At 68.8% G+C, this 17,428-nt stretch carries 16 protein-coding genes; 7 read left to right on the forward strand and 9 right to left on the reverse strand.

Going from position 1 to position 17,428, the window contains the following annotated elements; all coding sequences use genetic code 11:
- Positions 1-95: 95 nt before the first annotated feature.
- Entirely contained in the window at positions 96-929 is an 834-nt protein-coding gene (locus tag ABGI63_RS09280) for an AraC family transcriptional regulator (protein WP_349742150.1), read from the forward strand.
- A 67-nt stretch (positions 930-996) separates the two neighbouring features.
- Complete coding sequence (locus ABGI63_RS09285; RefSeq protein ID WP_349742151.1) at positions 997-1,929, forward strand: DMT family transporter; 933 nt, start codon at positions 997-999, stop codon at positions 1,927-1,929.
- On the opposite strand, the gene ureC is transcribed toward ABGI63_RS09285, so the two are convergent.
- The 5 genes from ureC to ureA are packed head-to-tail and all read right to left on the reverse strand — an operon-like array spanning position 1,874 to position 5,447.
- Complete coding sequence (gene ureC, locus ABGI63_RS09290) at positions 1,874-3,601, reverse strand: urease subunit alpha (RefSeq protein ID WP_349742152.1); 1,728 nt, start codon at positions 3,599-3,601, stop codon at positions 1,874-1,876. The two genes, ABGI63_RS09285 and ureC, sit on opposite strands and share 56 nt — an antisense overlap.
- On the reverse strand, positions 3,589-4,266 hold the full coding sequence (locus ABGI63_RS09295) for a LysE family transporter (protein ID WP_432767391.1): 678 nt from the start codon (positions 4,264-4,266) through the stop codon (positions 3,589-3,591). Before ABGI63_RS09295 ends, ureC begins: the two co-directional genes overlap by 13 nt.
- Positions 4,263-4,574: an urease subunit beta gene (locus ABGI63_RS09300; protein ID WP_349742153.1), complete on the reverse strand. Its 312-nt coding sequence runs from the start codon at positions 4,572-4,574 to the stop codon at positions 4,263-4,265. The genes ABGI63_RS09295 and ABGI63_RS09300 overlap by 4 nt, the downstream gene beginning before the upstream one ends.
- The gene (locus ABGI63_RS09305; protein WP_349742154.1) at positions 4,571-5,131 is read right to left on the reverse strand and encodes a HupE/UreJ family protein; all 561 of its coding nucleotides are present in this window, start codon (positions 5,129-5,131) and stop codon (positions 4,571-4,573) included. Before ABGI63_RS09305 ends, ABGI63_RS09300 begins: the two co-directional genes overlap by 4 nt.
- Before the next feature lie 13 nt (positions 5,132-5,144).
- Positions 5,145-5,447 (reverse strand): urease subunit gamma, encoded by a 303-nt coding sequence (gene ureA, locus ABGI63_RS09310; protein WP_137941052.1) that lies wholly within the window; start codon positions 5,445-5,447, stop codon positions 5,145-5,147.
- Positions 5,448-5,514: 67 nt separating this feature from the next.
- Here ureA and ABGI63_RS09315 point away from each other — a divergent pair, with 67 nt between their 5' ends.
- Together ABGI63_RS09315 and ABGI63_RS09320 are read left to right on the forward strand one after the other, a co-directional pair.
- Entirely contained in the window at positions 5,515-8,955 is a 3,441-nt protein-coding gene (locus ABGI63_RS09315) for a hybrid sensor histidine kinase/response regulator (RefSeq protein ID WP_349742155.1), read from the forward strand.
- Positions 8,952-10,028: a response regulator gene (locus tag ABGI63_RS09320; RefSeq protein ID WP_349742156.1), complete on the forward strand. Its 1,077-nt coding sequence runs from the start codon at positions 8,952-8,954 to the stop codon at positions 10,026-10,028. Before ABGI63_RS09315 ends, ABGI63_RS09320 begins: the two co-directional genes overlap by 4 nt.
- A gap of 9 nt (positions 10,029-10,037) precedes the next feature.
- Here the strand turns inward: ABGI63_RS09320 and ABGI63_RS09325 are convergent, their stop codons facing one another.
- Positions 10,038-11,705 carry an NAD(P)/FAD-dependent oxidoreductase gene (locus tag ABGI63_RS09325; protein WP_349742157.1) on the reverse strand — a complete coding sequence of 556 codons (1,668 nt, stop codon included), beginning with the start codon at positions 11,703-11,705 and terminating at the stop codon, positions 10,038-10,040.
- A gap of 99 nt (positions 11,706-11,804) precedes the next feature.
- Positions 11,805-11,963: a hypothetical protein gene (locus ABGI63_RS09330; RefSeq protein WP_171018102.1), complete on the reverse strand. Its 159-nt coding sequence runs from the start codon at positions 11,961-11,963 to the stop codon at positions 11,805-11,807.
- A gap of 135 nt (positions 11,964-12,098) precedes the next feature.
- On the opposite strand from ABGI63_RS09330, the gene ABGI63_RS09335 reads away from it, so the two are divergent.
- Positions 12,099-12,767 (forward strand): histidine phosphatase family protein, encoded by a 669-nt coding sequence (locus ABGI63_RS09335; RefSeq protein ID WP_349742158.1) that lies wholly within the window; start codon positions 12,099-12,101, stop codon positions 12,765-12,767.
- Here ABGI63_RS09335 and ABGI63_RS09340 read toward each other — a convergent pair.
- Complete coding sequence (locus tag ABGI63_RS09340) at positions 12,764-13,759, reverse strand: formylglycine-generating enzyme family protein (protein ID WP_349742159.1); 996 nt, start codon at positions 13,757-13,759, stop codon at positions 12,764-12,766. The two genes, ABGI63_RS09335 and ABGI63_RS09340, sit on opposite strands and share 4 nt — an antisense overlap.
- Before the next feature lie 60 nt (positions 13,760-13,819).
- Between ABGI63_RS09340 and ABGI63_RS09345 the strand changes: the two genes are divergently transcribed.
- Positions 13,820-15,079, forward strand: coding sequence for a class I SAM-dependent methyltransferase (locus ABGI63_RS09345; protein WP_349742160.1), 1,260 nt, complete (start codon positions 13,820-13,822; stop codon positions 15,077-15,079).
- 15 nt (positions 15,080-15,094) lie between these two features.
- On the opposite strand, the gene ABGI63_RS09350 is transcribed toward ABGI63_RS09345, so the two are convergent.
- A complete protein-coding gene (locus tag ABGI63_RS09350) occupies positions 15,095-16,105 on the reverse strand; it encodes a LacI family DNA-binding transcriptional regulator (RefSeq protein WP_349742161.1) in 1,011 nt (336 codons plus the stop codon).
- A 167-nt stretch (positions 16,106-16,272) separates the two neighbouring features.
- Between ABGI63_RS09350 and ABGI63_RS09355 the strand changes: the two genes are divergently transcribed.
- Positions 16,273-17,415, forward strand: a complete 1,143-nt coding sequence (locus ABGI63_RS09355; RefSeq protein WP_349742162.1) for an L-talarate/galactarate dehydratase — start codon at positions 16,273-16,275, stop codon at positions 17,413-17,415.
- Positions 17,416-17,428: the final 13 nt, after the last annotated feature.

Consider the following 17,428-nt stretch of genomic DNA (forward strand, 5'->3'; position numbering starts at 1 on the left):
GCGCATGGTGCCTCAAATCCGCCCCCGTGTTCGGGCGACTTGGCCCGGAAAAACAGCCCAAACCGGCGCCGGCCGGCTTGGGCACAATGCCGGCCATGGTTCAAGCCGCACACCGATCCCGCGTTCTGGCCACGCCCTGGTCCGGCGTGTACGGCAGCCTGATCGACAGCGGCCGCCACTTCGGCCGCCATTGGCACGACAGCTACGGCCTGGGCCTGCTGCTGCAGGGCGCGCAGCGCTCGGCCAGCGGGCGCGGCAGTGTCGACGCCTTTGCCGGCGAGCTGATCACCAGCAACCCCGGCGAGGTGCATGACGGCCGCCCGCTGGGCAGCGACTCGCGGCGCTGGCGCATGCTCTACCTGGACCCCGAGGTGGTCGCGGCCATGGCTTCGGGGTCGGCTTCAGGTTCGGGTACAGCCGAGCTGACCCGGCCGGTGATTGCCGATGCCCGCCTGCGGCTGGTGCTGGCGCGGCTGTTCGCGCGGCTCGACGCCTGGCAGGCCGGGCCGACCGCGCTGGCCGCCCTGGCCTGCGAGCAGGCCCTGCTGCGGGTGCTGGGCCTGCTGCTGGAGCGCTATTCGACGGTGGCGCCACGGCCTGCCGAGACGGCGACGGCGGCCGAGATGGCCATGGTGCGCGAGCGCCTTGCCGACGCCGATGCCGGCGCGGTGGTGCCGAGCCTGGCCGAGCTGGCCATGCCGCTGGGCCTGAGCAGATACCAGCTGCTGCGCCGTTTCGAGGCGGTCCATGGCCTGCCACCCCATGCCTGGCTGCTGCAGCTGCGGGCCGAGCGGGCGCGCCGCCTGATCGCCTCCGGCAGCGCGCTGGCCGAGGCCGCCGCGGCCGCCGGCTTTGCCGACCAGAGCCATATGACACGGGTGTTTGCCCGCCACTTCGGCCTCACGCCTGGGGCCTGGCGGCCGCAATAGCGTTCAAGACCGGGCCGCCCGGCGTGGCCAGACTGCGAGCCTTCTTCTTGTCTTGATGGGGTCTCGCATGTCGGATGCGTTGAAGGGCCAGCTGCTGTGCAGCCTGGCGATGCTGCTGGTGGGCAGCACGGTGGTGGTCAGCAAGATCATCGGCGCGGACATCGAGCCCTTTCTGGCCACCGCGCTGCGCCACGCGATGGCGCTGCCGGTGTTCGTCTGGCTGGCCTGGCGCTCCGGCTGCGTGATGCCGAGGCTGTCCCGCCACGACGCGCTGCTCTTGCTGGTGCAGGCGGCGGCCGGCAGCGTCGGCTACACGGTGCTGCTGATCCAGGGGGTGATGTGGTCCAGCGCGGCCGATGCCGGCGTGGTCGCCGGCACGCTGCCGGCGATGGCGGCGCTGCTGGCCGTGCTGATGCTGGGCGAGCGGCCGGGGCTGCGCCTGCTGGGCGCGATCGCGCTGGCGACATTGGGCGTGATGGCGCTGGCGCTGGCGCCCGACTCGGCCGCAGCCAAGCCGACCCGGCTGCTGGGCATTGCCGCGGTGCTGGCCGCGATCGCCTGCGAGGCGGTCTTCATTCTCGGCAACAAGCGGCTGCGCCAGCCGCTGCCGCCGCTGCTGCTGTCGACGCTGATGTGCGCGGGCGGCCTGCTGCTGTCGGCGCTGCCGGCCTGCTATCTGGCCCGCAGCACGCCCTCGACCCTGAGTCCGGCGGCGCTGATGGGCATTGCCTACTACGCCTGGCTGCCGACGGTTGGCGGCTTCGTGCTCTGGTATGCGGGCAGCGCGCGCACCAGCGGCGTCCGCGCCTCGCTGGCCACGGCCTGGCTGCCGGTCTCGGCCCTGCTGCTGTCGGCGCTGCTGCTGGGCGAGACCGTGCAGCCCTGGCAATGGGCGGGCCTGGCCTGCGTGCTGGCGGCCGTCGTGCTGGCCAGCACCGGCGGCGCTAGAACAGAAAGTAGCGCTGCGCCATCGGCAGCTCGCGCGCCGGCTCGCAGCTGAGCAGTTGGCCGTCGGCCCGCACCTCATAGGTCTGGGCATCGATCTGCATGGTCGGCAGATAGGCGTTGTGCACCATATCGGTCTTCCTGACCGTGCGGCAGCCACGCACGGCGCTCAGGGTCTTCTTCAGGCCGTAGCCGGCGGCCACGCCCGAGTCCAGCGCGCTCTGCGAGACAAAGGTCAGCGAGCCCTGGGCGACGGCGCCGCCAAAGCTGCCGAACATCGGCCGGTAGTGCACCGGCTGCGGCGTCGGGATGCTGGCGTTCGGGTCGCCCATCGCGGCCGCTGCGATGAAGCCGCCCTTGACGATCAGGCTGGGTTTGACGCCGAAGAAGGCCGGGCGCCAGAACACCAGATCGGCCCATTTGCCGACCTCGACGCTGCCAATCTCATGCGCCGCGCCGTGCGACAGCGCCGGGTTGATCGTCAGCTTGGCGATATAGCGCTTGACGCGTGTGTTGTCGTTGCGCTCCGAGTCGCCCGCCAGCGGGCCGCGCTGGATCTTCATCTTGTGCGCGGTCTGCCAGCAGCGCATCACCATCTCGCCGACCCGGCCCATGGCCTGGGAGTCGGACGAGAACATGCTGATCGCGCCCAGGTCGTGCAGCACATCCTCGGCCGCGATGGTCTCGCGGCGGATGCGGCTCTCGGCGAAGGCCAGGTCCTCGGCCACGCTGGCATCCAGATGGTGGCAGACCATCAGCATGTCCAGATGCTCGTCCACCGTGTTGACGGTGTAGGGCATCGTGGGATTGGTGGAGGAGGGCAGGAAGTTGTTCTCGCCGACCACGCGCATGATGTCCGGCGCATGGCCGCCACCGGCGCCCTCGGTGTGGAAGGCGCACAAGGTGCGGCCCTTGGTCGCGGCCATCGTGTCCTCGACGAAGCCGCTCTCGTTGAGGGTGTCGCTGTGGATCGAGACCTGCACGTCGAACTCGTCGGCCACCGACAGGCAGCAGTCGATCGCGGCCGGCGTCGTGCCCCAGTCCTCGTGCAGCTTCAGGCCGATCGCGCCGGCCTCGATCTGCTGGCGCAGCGCCTCCGGCCGGCTGGCATTGCCCTTGCCGAGAAAGCCCAGATTCATGGGGAAGGCATCGGCCGCCAGCAGCATGCGCCTGAGGTTCTCCGGCCCGGGCGTGCAGGTGGTCGCCAGCGTGCCGGTGGCCGGGCCGGTGCCGCCACCCATCATGGTCGTGACGCCGCTCATCAGCGCCTCCTCGACCTGCTGCGGGCAGATGAAGTGGATATGGGTGTCGACCGCGCCGGCGGTGACGATGAGCCCTTCGGCCGCGATGATCTCGGTGCCGGGGCCGATGACGATATCGACACCCGGCTGCACATCCGGGTTGCCGGCCTTGCCGATGGCGGCGATGCGATGGCCGCGCAGGCCGATATCGGCCTTGATGATGCCCCAGTGATCGACGATCAGCGCATTGGTGATCACGCAGTCCATCGCGTCGCCGGGGCCGGGACCGTTGGCGCGTTGCGACTGGCCCATGCCGTCGCGTATGGTCTTGCCGCCGCCGAATTTGACTTCTTCGCCATAGCCTCCAGCGCCCAGGGTCAGGTCTTGCTCGACCTCGATGATCAGCGCGGTGTCGGCCAGGCGGACCCGGTCGCCGACGGTGGGGCCGAACATCTCGGCATAGGCGCGTCGTCCTATCTGGGCCATAGAACGGGTTTCTTGTGGGTGTCGATGCGGGTGGGGGTCTGCGGGGCCAGGTCGCGCAGCGTGCCCAGGGCCATGGCCAGCAGCGCGGCGGCGCAGAGCCGGTAGGTGAAACGGGCCCATTGCGCGCCGACGCGCCGGAACAAGCGGTCCACCAGGGCCGCGCAGATGAAGGCCCAGGCCAGCGAGGCGGCCATGAAGCCGGCGAAGAACAGGCCGTAGTCGGCCGGCGTCGGTTCGGCCAGGCCGATCGCGCCCATCGCGCTGCCCATCGCCGCCCAGTAGGCCAGGTTCTGCGGATTGGTCAGCGACAGCAGCATGCCGGCGCGCAGCGGCCTGGCCGCGTGGCCCGCCGCCGCGTCGACACCCAGTTCATGGACCGTGCGCGCGGCGCGCCAGCTGTCCCAGGACAGATAACCCAGATAGGCCGCGCCGGCCAGGCCGACCGGCCAGCGCAAGACCTCCCACTGCAAGGCGAAGCCGATGCCGGCCAGGCCCGCCAGCGCCCAGCTGGCGTCGCCGACCAGAGAGCCCAGCTGCACCGCCAGTGCCGGCCGGTAGCCGCCGCGCAGGCCTTGACGCACGGTCTCGGCGAATACCGCACCGGGCGCGGCATTGAAGACCAGGCCCAGGCCAAAGGCCGTCATGAACAGGGTCAGCGTGTTCACAGCGCCCCCTGGACCAGACCGCGAAAGCCCCAGACCTGGCGGTCGCCGGCATAGTCGACCAGCTCGACGCTGCGCTGCTGGCCGGGCTCGAAGCGCACGGCGGTACCGGAGGCGATGTTCAGCCGCATGCCGCGCGCGGCCGCGCGGTCGAAGCGCAGCGCGGCATTGGTCTCGGCAAAGTGGTAGTGCGAACCGACCTGGATCGGCCGGTCGCCGGCGTTCTCGACCACCAGGGCCTGCGTGCGTCGGCCGGGGTTCAGTTCATGAACCGCCGACTCGTCATCAATCAGCAACTCACCCGGGGTCATGTCAACAGTCCCATGCCAAAGAGCGCAACCGCTGCGCCAGAAATTCGCGGCAGCCACAACGAGCCCTTGCGCAGTGCCAACCCCAGCCCAATACCCAGGCCGTGCAGCAGGGCCGTGCCCAGCACCATGCCGGCCAGCGCGCCGGTGCCCGTCAGCTCCTGGCCATGGGCCGCACCATGGAAGAGCGCGAAGCCGCCCATCGCCAAGGCGGCCGCAGCGACCGGCAGCTGTCGCGGCGACATCAGCAAGGCACCGACCACCAGCAAGGAGCCGGCGATCATCGGCTCGACGGCCGGAAAGTGCAGGCCGCTCTGCGCCAGCAGCGCACCGGCCAGCAGCATCAGGGTAAAAACCAGCGGCGCCAGCCACTGGCGGCGCGGCGTGCCGGCGCTCCAGATGCCGACGGCCAGCATCGCGGCCAGATGGTCCAGGCCGGTGAAGGGGTGGCTGAAGCCCTCGGCGAAGCCGTGGTGGCCGGCGTGGCCTGTATGGGCGAAGGCCATGCCGCTGAGGGCAAGGCCGGCGGTGAGGGTCAGAACTTGCTTCTTGCTATTCATCTTGGTGCGTCGTTCAGGCAATGGGTTGGTGCACGGTCACCAATTTGGTGCCGTCGGGGAAGGTGGCCTCGATTTGGATCTCGGGAATCATCTCGGCGATGCCGTCCATCACATCGGTGCGCGCCAGCACGGTCTTGCCCTCGCTCATCAACTCGGCAACGCTCTTGCCGTCGCGCGCGCCTTCCATGATGGCGGCGCTGATCAGGGCCACCGCCTCGGGGTAGTTGAGCTTCAGGCCTCGGGCCTTGCGGCGCTCGGCCAGCAGTGCGGCGGTGAAGATCAGCAGCTTGTCTTTCTCTCTAGGCGTCAGTTCCATGGGGGATCCTGTTGCAGGAGCTATGCCAGGACGCCGTCCTGGGCATGGGTCTTGATAAGGGAGAAGCATGCCCGCCGCGCCGCCCTCCGTCCAGACCGCCGAACCCGTCCAGCGCGTCATCAAGATCCGTCGCGATTACAACGCCTGGGTGGCCAGCGAGACGCTGGAGGACTACGCGCTGCGCTTCACGCCGCACAGCTTCCGGCGCTGGTCCGGCACCCGGGTGGCGAACACGGCTTTTGGCGCGGCCTCCTTTCTGGTGCTGGAGGCGGTCGGGGCGACCCTGCTGGTGGAGTACGGTTTCGCCAATGCCTTCTGGGCCATCCTGGCCACCGGGCTGATCATTCTCTTGGCCGGCTGGCCGATCAGCGTCTATGCGGCCCGCTACGGCGTGGACATGGACCTGCTGACCCGGGGTGCCGGCTTCGGCTATATCGGCTCGACGCTGACCAGCCTGATCTACGCCAGCTTCACCTTCATCTTCTTCGCGCTGGAGGCGGCCATCATGGCCTATGCGCTGGAGCTGGCCTTCGACATCCCGCCGGCCTGGGGCTATCTGATCTGCGCGCTGGTGGTGCTGCCGCTGGTGACGCACGGCGTGACGGCCATCGCACGGCTGCAGGTCTGGACCCAGCCGCTGTGGCTGATCCTGCTGATCGTCCCCTATGTCTATGTCTTCATGCGCTATCCGGAGCTGCCCGCTCAGCTGCAAAGCTATGCCGGCGCCGATGGCCAGGGCGGCGAGTTCAGCCTGCCGCTGTTCGGCGCGGCGATGACGGTGGGCATCGCGCTGATCACGCAGATGGGCGAGCAGGCCGACTATCTGCGCTTCATGCCCGAGCCCGATGCGAATCCGAAGAGGCGCTGGCGCTGGTGGGCGGCGGTCTTTGTCGGCGGGCCGGGCTGGGTGGTGCTGGGTGTGGCCAAGATGCTGGGCGGTGCGCTCTTGGCCTATCTGGCGATGCGGCTGATGGTGCCGACCGAACGGGCGGTGGACCCGAACCAGATGTATCTGGTGGCCTATGACACGGTGTTCAGCCGGCCCGGCCTGGCGGTGGCGGCCACCGCCTTGCTGGTGATCGTCTCGCAGCTGAAGATCAATGTGACGAATGCCTATGCGGGCTCGCTGGCCTGGAGCAATTTCTTCGCCCGGCTGACGCACAGCCACCCGGGCCGCGTGGTCTGGGTGGTGTTCAACACGCTGATCGCGCTGATCCTGATGGAGATGGAGCTGTTCCAGGCGCTGGACCGGGTGCTGGGCCTGTATGCCAATATCGCGATTGCCTGGATCATGACCGTGGTTGCCGATCTTGTGATCAACAAGCCGCTGGGGCTGTCACCGCCGGGCATCGAGTTCAAACGCGCCCATCTCTACGACATCAACCCGGTCGGCGTCGGCGCGATGGCGATGGCCTCGCTGCTGTCCATCGCCGCCCATCTGGGCCTGTTCGGGACTATGGCCCAGGCCTTTTCGGCGTTGATCGCGCTGGTGACGGCCATGGTCTGCTCGCCGCTGATCGCCTGGGCCACCGGGGGGCGTTACTACATTGCACGCCAGAGTAAGGAGGGCGAGGAGGGCGGTGCCTACAAACGCCTGCAGCACTGCGTGATCTGCGAGCGCGCCTACGAGGGGCCGGACATGGCGCACTGCCCCGCCTATCAGGGCCCGATCTGCTCGCTGTGCTGCTCGCTGGACGCCCGCTGCGATGACCTCTGCAAGCCAGACGCCCGCTTGGCGACACAGGCCCGTGCGCTCCTGCAGCGGCTGCTCCCCCGCAAGGTCTGGCCCCTGCTGGACAGCGGCCTGACCCAGTATCTGGGCCTGATGGCCCTGGTGCTGCCGGTGCTCGTGCTGCTGTTCGGCCTGCTCTACCAGCACGAGCTGGGGCGGCTTGGCGCGGCGGCCGAGCAGATGGCGCCCCATCTGCGGGCGTCCTATGCGAAGGCCCTGGTGGCGCTCTTGCTGCTGTCCGGCGTGATCGGCTGGTGGCTGGTGCTGACGCACAAGAGCCGCCAGGTCGCGCAGGAGGAATCGCGCCGCCAGGCCCAAGCGCTGCACCAGGAAATCGAGTCGCACCGCCAGACCGATGCCCAGTTGCAGCAGGCGAAAATCCAGGCCGACGCCGCCAACGAGGCCAAGACCCGCTACATCACCAATATCAGCCACGAGCTGCGCACGCCGCTGAACTCCATCCTCGGCTATGCGCAGATCCTCGACGAGGACGAGCGCATGCCCGCGCACCGCAAGCAGGCGATCACGGTGATACGGCGCGGCGGCGAGCACCTGCTGTCGCTGATCGAGGGCAGCCTGGACCTGGCCCGCATCGAGGCCGGCCGCTTCAAGCTGGAGCCGGGGCCCTGGGCGTTCGGCCAGGCGATCCATGATCTGGTCCATCTGCTGTCGCTGCAGTCTGCGGCCAAGGGCCTGGACTTCGTCTACACATCGCCCCCCAGCCTGCCGGACTGGGTGCGCGCCGATGGCAAGCGGGTGCAGCAGATCCTGATCAACATTCTCGGCAACGCGATCAAATTCACGCCGGAAGGCCAAGTCACGCTGCGCCTGCACTACGCCCGCGAGATGGCGCGCTTCGAGATCGAGGACAGCGGCCCCGGCATGAGTGCCGAGGAGCTGGAGCGGGTGTTCGAGCCCTTCGAGCGCGGGGCGGCCGCCGTGGGTTCGGGATCAGGCACCGGCCTGGGTCTGACCATCGCGAAGATGCTGACCGATCTGATGGGTGGCGAGCTGAAGGTGGCCAGCACGCCGGGAGTCACAGGAAAACACGGCACGCGCTTCGAGCTGCGCCTGTTCCTGCCCAGCCTGCATGCCGGTGCGATGGCGGCGCAGGCGCGGCGCGCGGCGCGCATCGGCTTCGAGGGGCCGGCGCGGCGCCTGCTGGTGGTCGACAACGAGGAGGCCGACCGCAATCTCTTGCGCGCCATCCTGGAGCCGCTGGGTTTCGAGCTGCGGATGGCGGCCAGCGGCATCGAGGCGATGGCGCTGATCCCCGGCTGGCGGCCCGAGGCTCTGCTGCTGGACCTGGCGATGCCGGGCCTGGACGGCTGGCAGACCCTGGCCGAGATCCGGGTGCGGAGCTTGAGCGAGGCGCCGGCCGTCATCATCTCGGCCAATGCCTTTGATCGGGGCCTGGACAATGGCCTTGGCGTCAGCGAGCGGGACTTCATCGTCAAGCCGGTGCGGGTGGACGAGCTGCTGGACTGGCTGGGTCGGCGGCTGAACCTGGACTGGCGACTGCGCGATCCGGTCCAAGCGGCCGACGCGGACAAGGCGCCGCTGAAGCTGCCCTCGCGCGAGGCCTTGCAGCGCCTGCAGCAGCAGCTCAGCCAGGGCCATGTCAAGGGCATCCATCAGCAGCTTGACCGGATCGCCGGCGAGGATCAGTCTTGCAGCGACTTTGTCACCCAGCTGCGTGCGATGGCGCGTCAGTTCGAACTGCAGGCGATGAGCCGGCTGGTGGCACGCGCCTTGCAGGCTGAGGACCCAGCATGAATGCCTCCACCCTCCCCACGCCTCACAAAGAGATCGATGCGGCCCTGCCGTCATTGGAACAGCAGAGCCCCCCGGTCGCCAGCCATGCCGAGCGGGTGCTGATTGTCGACGACGTGCCCGACAACCTGGCCCTGCTGCACGATGCGCTGGACGAGTCCGGCTACACGGTGCTGGTGGCCTTCAGCGGCGCGGCGGCGCTGGAGAGCGCCGCGCTGATGCCGCCCGATGTCGTCGTGCTGGACGCGATGATGCCGGGGCTGGACGGCTTCGAGGTGGCGCGCCGGCTCAAGGCCGACCCGGCCACCGCGGCCGCGCCCATCATCTTCATGACCGGCCTGTCCGACACCGCCCATGTCGAGGCCGCGTTCGCGGCCGGCGGCGTCGACTATGTGACCAAGCCCATCCGCCCGCGCGAGGTGCTGGCCCGCATCGCTGCCCATCTGCGCAGCGCCCGCGCCCAGCGCCAGGCCCGCAATGCGCTGGACGCCTTCGGCCACGCCAGCATGGCGGTGCACGAGGCCGATGGTCGCTGCGTCTGGCAGACCGCGCTGGCGCGCTCGCTGATGGCCGACTACTTCAGCGGCGGCCATTTCGAGCGCGGCCGCTTGCCGCCCGAGGTGCTGGTCTGGCTGCACCGCGAATCGCTGCGCCGCCGTGCCGGCGCCGAGCCCTCGGTGCTGACCGTGCTGCCGCAGCCCCGCGCCGATGCGCCGCCTGCCAGCGGCGCGGCGCTGGCCACGCGCGGCGCCAAGCGCCTGTCCTTCACCTTGCATGCGGTGGACCCCGATGCGCTCGGCGAGGGCCAGTGGCTGATCGTGATGCGCGAGGCCGACGACGCGGCGCTGATGGACGGCCTGATCCACGGCTTCAAGCTGACCGCCCGAGAGGCCGAGGTGCTGTACTGGGTGGTCAAGGGCAAGACCAACCAGGACATCGGCGACATCCTCGGCTCCAGCCCGCGCACGGTGCAAAAGCACCTCGAGCATGTGTTCGAGAAGCTGGGCGTCGAAACCCGCACCGCAGCGGCGGCGATGGCGATGGGGCGGGTCCGGGGGCTGGAGGCGGGGCGCTGAGGGGCGCCCTCAGTCAGCCCGGCCCAGCAGGCTGCGCCCCAGCGCTTCTGCCACCTCGATGCCGTCGACGCCGGCCGACATGATGCCACCGGCATAGCCGGCGCCTTCGCCGGCCGGGTACAGGCCCTTGACGTTGAGGCTCTGGTAGTCGCGGCCGCGGGTGATGCGCAGCGGCGAGGAGGTGCGGGTCTCGACGCCGGTCAGCACCGCGTCGGCCATGCTGAAGCCCTTGATCTGGCGCTCGAAGGCCGGCAGGGCCTCGCGGATCGCGTCCAGGCAATAGTCGGGCAGGCTGCCGAAGCCTTTTTGCTGCAGATCGGTCAAGGTGACGCCGGGCTTGTAGGAGGGCTCGACGCTGCCCAGCACCTTGCTGCGCTGGCGCTTGATGAAGTCGCCGACCAGGGCGCCGGGCGCCCTGTAGGCGCCTTCGCCCAGCTCATAGGCGCGGCTCTCCCAGATGCGCTGGAAGGCCATGCCGTCCAGCGGGCTGACCGGGCCTTCGTTCTTGCCGTCCTGCCGGTAGTCCTGCGGCGAGATGCCGACGACGATGCCGGCATTGGCATTGCGCTCGTTGCGCGAGTACTGGCTCATGCCGTTGGTGACGACACGGTTGGGTTCCGAGGTCGCCGCCACCACGGTGCCGCCGGGGCACATGCAGAAGCTGTAGACCGAGCGGCCGTTCTTGGCGTGGTGCACCAGCTTGTAGTCGGCCGCGCCGAGGATCTCGTTGCCGGCATTGGGGCCGAAGCGGGCCGCGTCGATGAGGCTTTGCGGGTGCTCGATGCGGTAGCCGATCGAGAAGGGCTTGGCTTCCATGAAGACACCGCGCTGGTGCAGCATCGTGAAGCTGTCGCGCGCGCTATGGCCCAGCGCGAGCACCACATGGTCGGTGCTGAGCTGCTCGCCGGATTCCAGCGTCAAGCCCCGGATGTGTTTGCCATCGGGGCCGTCCTCGATCAGCACATCCGTGACCTTCTGCTCGAAGCGGATCTCGCCGCCCAGCGCCTCGATCTCGGCGCGCATCTTGATCACCATCGACACCAGCCGGAAGGTGCCGATATGCGGCTTGCTCACATAGAGGATTTCTTCGGGCGCGCCGGCCTTGACGAACTCGCTCAGCACCTTGCGGGTCAGAAAGCGCGGGTCCGAGATCTGGCTCCACAGCTTGCCGTCGGAGAAGGTGCCGGCGCCGCCCTCGCCGAACTGCACATTCGACTCGGGGTGCAGCTGGCTCTCGCGCCACAGGCCCCAGGTGTCCTTGGTGCGTTCGCGTACCGACTTGCCGCGCTCCAGCACGATGGGCCGCAGACCCATCTGGGCCAGGATCAGCGCGGCGAAGATGCCGCAGGGGCCGAAGCCGATCACCACCGGCCGCTTGCGCTCGGCGGTGAAGAAGTCCACCGGCGCCTGGCCGACGAAGTGGTAGCCGGTGTCCGGCGTCGGCCTGATGTGGGCGTCGCCGGCAAAACGGGCCAGGACGCCAGCCTCGTCAGCGAGCTCGCAGTCCAGCGTGTAAATCAGCACGATGGCCGTCTTCTTGCGCGCGTCGTAGCTGCGCTTGGAGACCGTGAAGTTCAGCAGCTGGCTGTCGTCCAGCCCCAAACGGGCAACGATGGCGGGACGCAACTCATGCTCGGCATGGTTGAGCGGCAGACGGAGTTCGGTGATGCGGAGCATGGTTATGGCTCAAAGCGATCGGTCAGTACAAAAAAGTACAGGCCCTGCCGGAAGGCGCGGGCCTGTCAGATCCGAAGCAGGCCCCATCGGGCCCGGGCTTCAACCCGAATGAGGGCGCTTGCCCGGGTTCTTCTTGCTGCGGGTGTGCGAACCACGCTCCAGGCTGGACTTCTGGCCACGGCCGTGGGTGAAAGCGGTCAGGCCGGCGGGACGCGGGGTGGCGCGACGATCGGCTTCGGTTTTGATCTTGTTGCCCATGATGGCTCCGTTGGAAAAAAGACTGGCGGGGGCCGAAAGGGCGCGCCAAGACGAATCAAGCCCGGCATTTTAACCGAAGGCCGCAGGTCGCCCGGGCGACAGCCCGAATCCGGCGGCCAGCCGATGATGCGGCGCATGGGAACGCTTTATCTTGTGCGCCACGGCCAGGCCAGTTTCGGTGCCGCCGACTATGACCAGCTGAGCGCGCTGGGCGCCCGCCAGTGCCGCCTGCTGGGCGAGTACTGGCGGGAGCGCGGCCAGCGCTTCGATGCGGTGCTGACCGGCTCGCTGAAACGCCATGCCCAGTCCTTCGCGGCCATCGTCGAGGGCCTGGGCGCGGCGCCCGAGCCCCTGATCTGGCCCGGCCTGAACGAGTACGACAGCGAGGCGGTGATCCACGCGATCCATCCCGAGCCGCTGCCCAGGCCGGTCGACGCCGAGATGGTGCGCCACCATTTCCGGCTGCTGCGCAGTGGCCTGCAGGCCTGGATGCGTGGCGAGACCCGGCCTGCGGGCATGCCCAGCTATGCGGACTTCGCGGCCGGCGTGGCGGGCGCGCTGGCGCATGTGCGGCAGCACTGCCAAGGCCAGGTGCTGATCGTCTCCAGCGGCGGGCCGATCGCGACAGCCGTGGGCCAGGTGCTGGGCACCAGCGCCGAGACCAGCATCGAGCTGAACCTGCGCATCCGCAACAGCGCGGTGAGCGAGTTCAGCTTCAACCCCAAGCGCCACCTGCTGCAGAGCTTCAACAATGTGCCGCATCTGGACTCGCCGGAGTACCGCGAGTTGGCGAGCTACGCCTAGTCCTCTCTGACGAGGCGGATGCCGACCAGGGTGTAGCGGGTGTCGGGCGCGTTCCAGTTGCGGTAGGACGCGCGGGCATAGAAGGCCCAGGTGTGCCAGGAGCCACCGCGCCGCACCTTGACGCCGCCGTCGGCCGGTTTGTCCGGGCCTTGCGGGTCCACCAGCGGCGAGCGGGCGTAGTAGTCGTCTTCATGCCAATCGGCCACCCACTCCCAGACATTGCCGTGCATGTCATGAAGCCCCCAGGCGTTCGGCGCAAAGCTGCCGACCGGGGCGGTGAAGGAGAAACCGTCGCTGCCCTTCAGGGCCATGTCTTGCCAGCGCGGCCAGTGCCTGGCGCTGTCAGCGTCGAAGGTGTTGGCGACCGTCAAGAGGCTTTGCGGATCGTCGCCCGATGAGTAGCGGGTGCGGGTGCCGGCTCGGCAGGCGTACTCCCACTCGGCCTCGGTGGGCAGGCGGTAGCGCCGGCCCTCGGTCTTTGTGAGCCAGGCCGCCAGCGCCTGCGCGTCGTTCCAGGTGACATTGGTGACCGGGTGATCGTCGTTCTGGGCAAAGCCGGGATTGCGCCAGGAGTAGCGACGGTCGCGCCCCTCGAAGGCATCGCCGCGCTGGCTACTCGCCGGGTCGTAGTCGGCGCGCCAGCCATAGCCGCCGGTGCCATCGGCCTCCGATTCGGGTCGGTAGCCCGAGGCTTCGACGAAGCGGCGGAACTGGCCGACCGTCAGCTCATGCTGGCCCATCCAGAAGGGCTTGCTGATGCGCACCGGGTGGATAGGGCCTTCGTCCTGCAGCTTGTCGAAACGCTCGCGGGGCAGGGCGGGGTAGGCCTGTGCCAGCATGGCGGGGTTTTCCTCGCTGCCCATCAGGAATTCGCCGGCCGGCAGCCTGACGAAGGCCATGCCCAGGCTGTTGCGTTCGATGGCCGGCTGTGCGGCCGCCGCCAGCGGCAGCAGCAGTACCAGCAGAGTTGCGACGAGGCTGTAGGCTTTCATGCGCCGATGCTAGCGTGGGCTCGATGACGGACAATCGGGCTTTCCGCTCGTGGCTCCTCGATGTTTACCGACCTGATCACCCCGCCGCCGGCCGTCGATGCCGCGCAGCGCTTCGCCGTGCTGCTGAAGACGGCCCTGGTCGAGGGCCGCTTCGTCAAGCTGCTACTGAGCAAGTACAGCGGTGACGAAGAGACGCTGGAGCGTCTGACGGTGCGCGAGGTGCTGCTGCGCGGCGAGCGTCAGCTGTCCTTTCTGTGGCGCCACCGGACCAAGGACATCACGAAGAACCATGGCCTTGACGAGGGCCTGGATCTGATCGCCGGCCTGCTGGGCAGCCAGTTCCAGAACGCCCATCTGCTGACCCAGGGCCAGGAGATCCAGCTGGCCTTCAGCCGCAAGGGCAAGCCCAGCCTGCGGGTCGGCAGGGCCGAGGCCGCCGAAGCGACGCCCGCTGTGCATGACAAGGGACACGACAAGGAAAAGCAGCGCTATCTGGCGCTGGACCGAGCGTTCTGGGTCGACCTGGGCGTCACGCACGAAGTCAAAGGCGAGCGCCAGCTGGTGCCGGCGATGTCGCGCAAGTGGAAGCAGATCAATAAATTCATCGAGGTGATGAGCGCCGCGCTGAAGAGCAGCCCCTTGGCCGACAGCCCCGATGTCCATGTGGCCGACTTCGGCTCGGGCAAGGGCTATCTGACCTTTGCGATGCACGACTGGCTGGCCAGCCAGGGCAAGCGGCCCCAGGTCACCGGCGTCGAGCTGCGCGACGATATGGTCAAACTCTGCGGCACGGCGGCGGCCAGTCACGGCTTGGACGGGCTGAAGTTCGACCAAGGCGATGTGCGCTCCTACACCCCGGCCCGGCTGGACGTGATGATCGCGCTGCATGCCTGCGATATCGCCACCGACTACGCGATCCATCTGGGCCTGCGCGCCAAGGCTTCGATCATCATGTGCTCGCCCTGCTGCCACAAGCAGCTGCGCCCGCAGATGCAGACGCCGCCGGTGCTGCGCCCGCTGCTGCAGCACGGCATCCATCTGGGCCAGGAGGCCGAGATGGTGACCGACAGCTTGCGCGCGCTGCTGCTGGAGGCCCAGGGCTATGAGACCCAGGTCTTCGAGTTCATCGCGCTGGAGCACACCAGCAAGAACAAGATGATTCTGGCCGTCAAGAAATCGGGCGCGGCGCTGGCCGCAGCAGAGAAGCGCCGGCCCGAGCTGCTGGCCCAGATCGCCGAGGTCAAACGCTTTTATGGGCTGCGGGAGCAGTGCCTGGAAACTCTGATCCAGGACGACGCGGCGCTGGCCTGTCCGGTCTGAGCGCGGCGACGGTCTTCAACGCGGCGGGCTGCTGGTCGAGGCGCGCTCGATGATGCGGAAGCCCACATCGATGATGCGCTGGTCGACGGTCTCGCCGCGGCAGCGCGCAATGATCAGCTGGGCCGCATGCAGGCCGATGGCGGCGCCGTCGATGTGCACCGTGCTCAGCGAGGGATTCAAATGGGCCGAGAAGTCGGCGCCGCCGAAGCCGAACACCGCCAGGTCTTCGGGCACGCGGATGCCGCGCGCCTGCGCTTCGGTGAGCACGCCCTCGGCCAGCCCGTCCGAGCTGCAGAAGACGGCGCGGAGCTGCGGATCGATGTGCAGCAGCTCGGTCAGCGCGCGCCGCCCATGCGGCACACCGGTGGGCGGCTTGACGGTGGCGGTGGGGATCTCGCGGCCCAGGGTCGACACAAAGCCCTCACGCCGCAGGCCGGCGCGCTGGTCGTCGGCCGTCGCCAGGCCCACCCGCTGCCAGCCCTTGCTGAGGAAATAGCCCGCCACCGCGCTGCCGACCTTGAGGTGCGAGAAGCCCACCAGCGCATCCAGCGGCCGGTCCGTCATGTCCCAGGTCTCGACCACGGGAATGCCCAGCCGGGCCAGTCGTTTGGCCGCATCGCCCGGCTGCAGCAGGCCGGCGGCGACGATGCCGTCGACGCGCCGGCCCACCATGGTGTTCAGCAGCGCCGCCTCGCGGCCATGGTCGTAGCCGGTCTGGCCCAGGATCAGCTGGTAGCCGGCCCGGTCCAGTTCTTCCGTCAGCGTCTGAATGGTGGGCAGGAACTGCGGCACCGAGATCACCGGCACCAGGGCCGCCACCGTCATGCTGCGCTTGGATTTGAGCCCGCCGGCCAGCAGATTGGGGATGTAGCCGGTGGCCTCCACCGCCGCCCGCACCTTCTCTATCGTGCCCTGTGACACCAGCTCCGGGCTGCTGAGCGCGCGCGAGGCGGTCATCGGCGAGACCCCGGCGCTGCGGGCGACATCTTGCAGGGTGACGGACTTGGGACGGGAAGCGGGCGGCATGCGGACGGGTTCGTGGCGGTGGGCGGGATTGTCCGGGCTTTGCAGCAAGGTGTTTGACGGAATGTAAATGATATCGATATCATTGGCTGCAACGAGACAGGACGATCAAGTTGGCCTGTAGTTGCTGGCTTGGCCAGTATTCGCCTCATTCAACTGATAGCGTTCACATGAATCAAGCCACCAGCGCTGACCGGATTGCCTGGATCCGCCTCTCCTCCTGCTATCTGCCGCTGCTCACGCCGATCAGCGATGCCAAGGTGCTGACCGGTCGGCAGAAGCCGATGACCGAGATCGCGATGCTGTTCGCCGAGATCGTCACCGCCGACGGCCACCAGGGCCTGGGCCTGAGCTACGCCAAACGCGCCGGCGGCCCGGGCCAGTTTGCCCACGCCAAGGAGATCGCGCCGGCCCTGCTGGGCGAGGACCCCAGCGACATCGCCAGGCTCTGGAACAAGCTCTGCTGGGCCGGCGCCTCGGTGGGCCGCAGCGGCCTGTCGACCCAGGCCATCGGCGCCTTCGACGTGGCGCTGTACGACCTGAAGGCGCGCCGGGCCGGACTGCCGCTGTCCAAGCTGCTGGGCGCGTACCGCGACTCGGTGGCCTGCTACAACACCTCGGGCGGCTTCCTGCACACGCCGCTGGAGCAGCTGCTGGTCAATGCCGAGGCCTCGGTCGCGCGCGGCATCGGCGGCATCAAGCTGAAGGTGGGCCAGCCGGACCGCGCGCTGGACATCCGGCGCGTCGAGGCGGTGCGCAAGCACCTCGGTGATGGCGTCGCGCTGATGGTGGACGCCAACCAGCAATGGGACCGCCCGACCGCGCAGCGCATGTGCCGCCAGTTCGAGCCCTATGGCCTGGTCTGGATCGAGGAGCCGCTGGATGCCTACGACCACGAGGGCCATGCCGCGCTGGCCGCCGCCTTCGACACGCCGATCGCCACCGGCGAGATGCTGACCAGCGCCATGGAGCATGGCGAGCTGATACGCCACCGCGCCGCCGACTATCTGATGCCCGATGCGCCGCGCGTCGGCGGCATCACGCCCTTTCTGAAGATCGCCGCGCAGGCCGAGCAGGCCGGGGTGATGCTGGCGCCGCATTTCGCGATGGAGCTGCATGTGCACCTTGCTGCTGCCTATCCGACCGAGCCCTGGGTCGAGCACTTTGACTGGCTGGAGCCGCTGTTCAACGAGCGGCTGGAGATCAAGGACGGCCGCATGCGGGTGCCCACGCGGCCGGGCCTGGGCCTCAGCTTGAGCGAGCAGGCGCGCGCCTGGACCCGCGAGCAGTGCGAGCTCGGCCAGCGGCCCTGAAGAACCCATCCCC

The sequence above is a fragment of the Roseateles cavernae genome, from assembly GCF_040187885.1.
GTDB lineage: Bacteria > Pseudomonadota > Gammaproteobacteria > Burkholderiales > Burkholderiaceae_C > Roseateles_E > Roseateles_E cavernae.

Coding starts and splice junctions, on each gene's coding strand:
- ABGI63_RS09280 (WP_349742150.1), top strand. CDS start 96: ATGGTTCAAGCCGCACACCGATCCCGCGTTCTGGCCACGCCCTGGTCC.
- ABGI63_RS09285 (WP_349742151.1), top strand. CDS start 997: ATGTCGGATGCGTTGAAGGGCCAGCTGCTGTGCAGCCTGGCGATGCTG.
- ureC (WP_349742152.1), bottom strand. CDS start 3,601: ATGGCCCAGATAGGACGACGCGCCTATGCCGAGATGTTCGGCCCCACC.
- ABGI63_RS09300 (WP_349742153.1), bottom strand. CDS start 4,574: ATGACCCCGGGTGAGTTGCTGATTGATGACGAGTCGGCGGTTCATGAA.
- ABGI63_RS09305 (WP_349742154.1), bottom strand. CDS start 5,131: ATGAATAGCAAGAAGCAAGTTCTGACCCTCACCGCCGGCCTTGCCCTC.
- ureA (WP_137941052.1), bottom strand. CDS start 5,447: ATGGAACTGACGCCTAGAGAGAAAGACAAGCTGCTGATCTTCACCGCC.
- ABGI63_RS09315 (WP_349742155.1), top strand. CDS start 5,515: ATGCCCGCCGCGCCGCCCTCCGTCCAGACCGCCGAACCCGTCCAGCGC.
- ABGI63_RS09320 (WP_349742156.1), top strand. CDS start 8,952: ATGAATGCCTCCACCCTCCCCACGCCTCACAAAGAGATCGATGCGGCC.
- ABGI63_RS09325 (WP_349742157.1), bottom strand. CDS start 11,705: ATGCTCCGCATCACCGAACTCCGTCTGCCGCTCAACCATGCCGAGCAT.
- ABGI63_RS09330 (WP_171018102.1), bottom strand. CDS start 11,963: ATGGGCAACAAGATCAAAACCGAAGCCGATCGTCGCGCCACCCCGCGT.
- ABGI63_RS09335 (WP_349742158.1), top strand. CDS start 12,099: ATGGGAACGCTTTATCTTGTGCGCCACGGCCAGGCCAGTTTCGGTGCC.
- ABGI63_RS09340 (WP_349742159.1), bottom strand. CDS start 13,759: ATGAAAGCCTACAGCCTCGTCGCAACTCTGCTGGTACTGCTGCTGCCG.
- ABGI63_RS09345 (WP_349742160.1), top strand. CDS start 13,820: ATGTTTACCGACCTGATCACCCCGCCGCCGGCCGTCGATGCCGCGCAG.
- ABGI63_RS09350 (WP_349742161.1), bottom strand. CDS start 16,105: ATGCCGCCCGCTTCCCGTCCCAAGTCCGTCACCCTGCAAGATGTCGCC.
- ABGI63_RS09355 (WP_349742162.1), top strand. CDS start 16,273: ATGAATCAAGCCACCAGCGCTGACCGGATTGCCTGGATCCGCCTCTCC.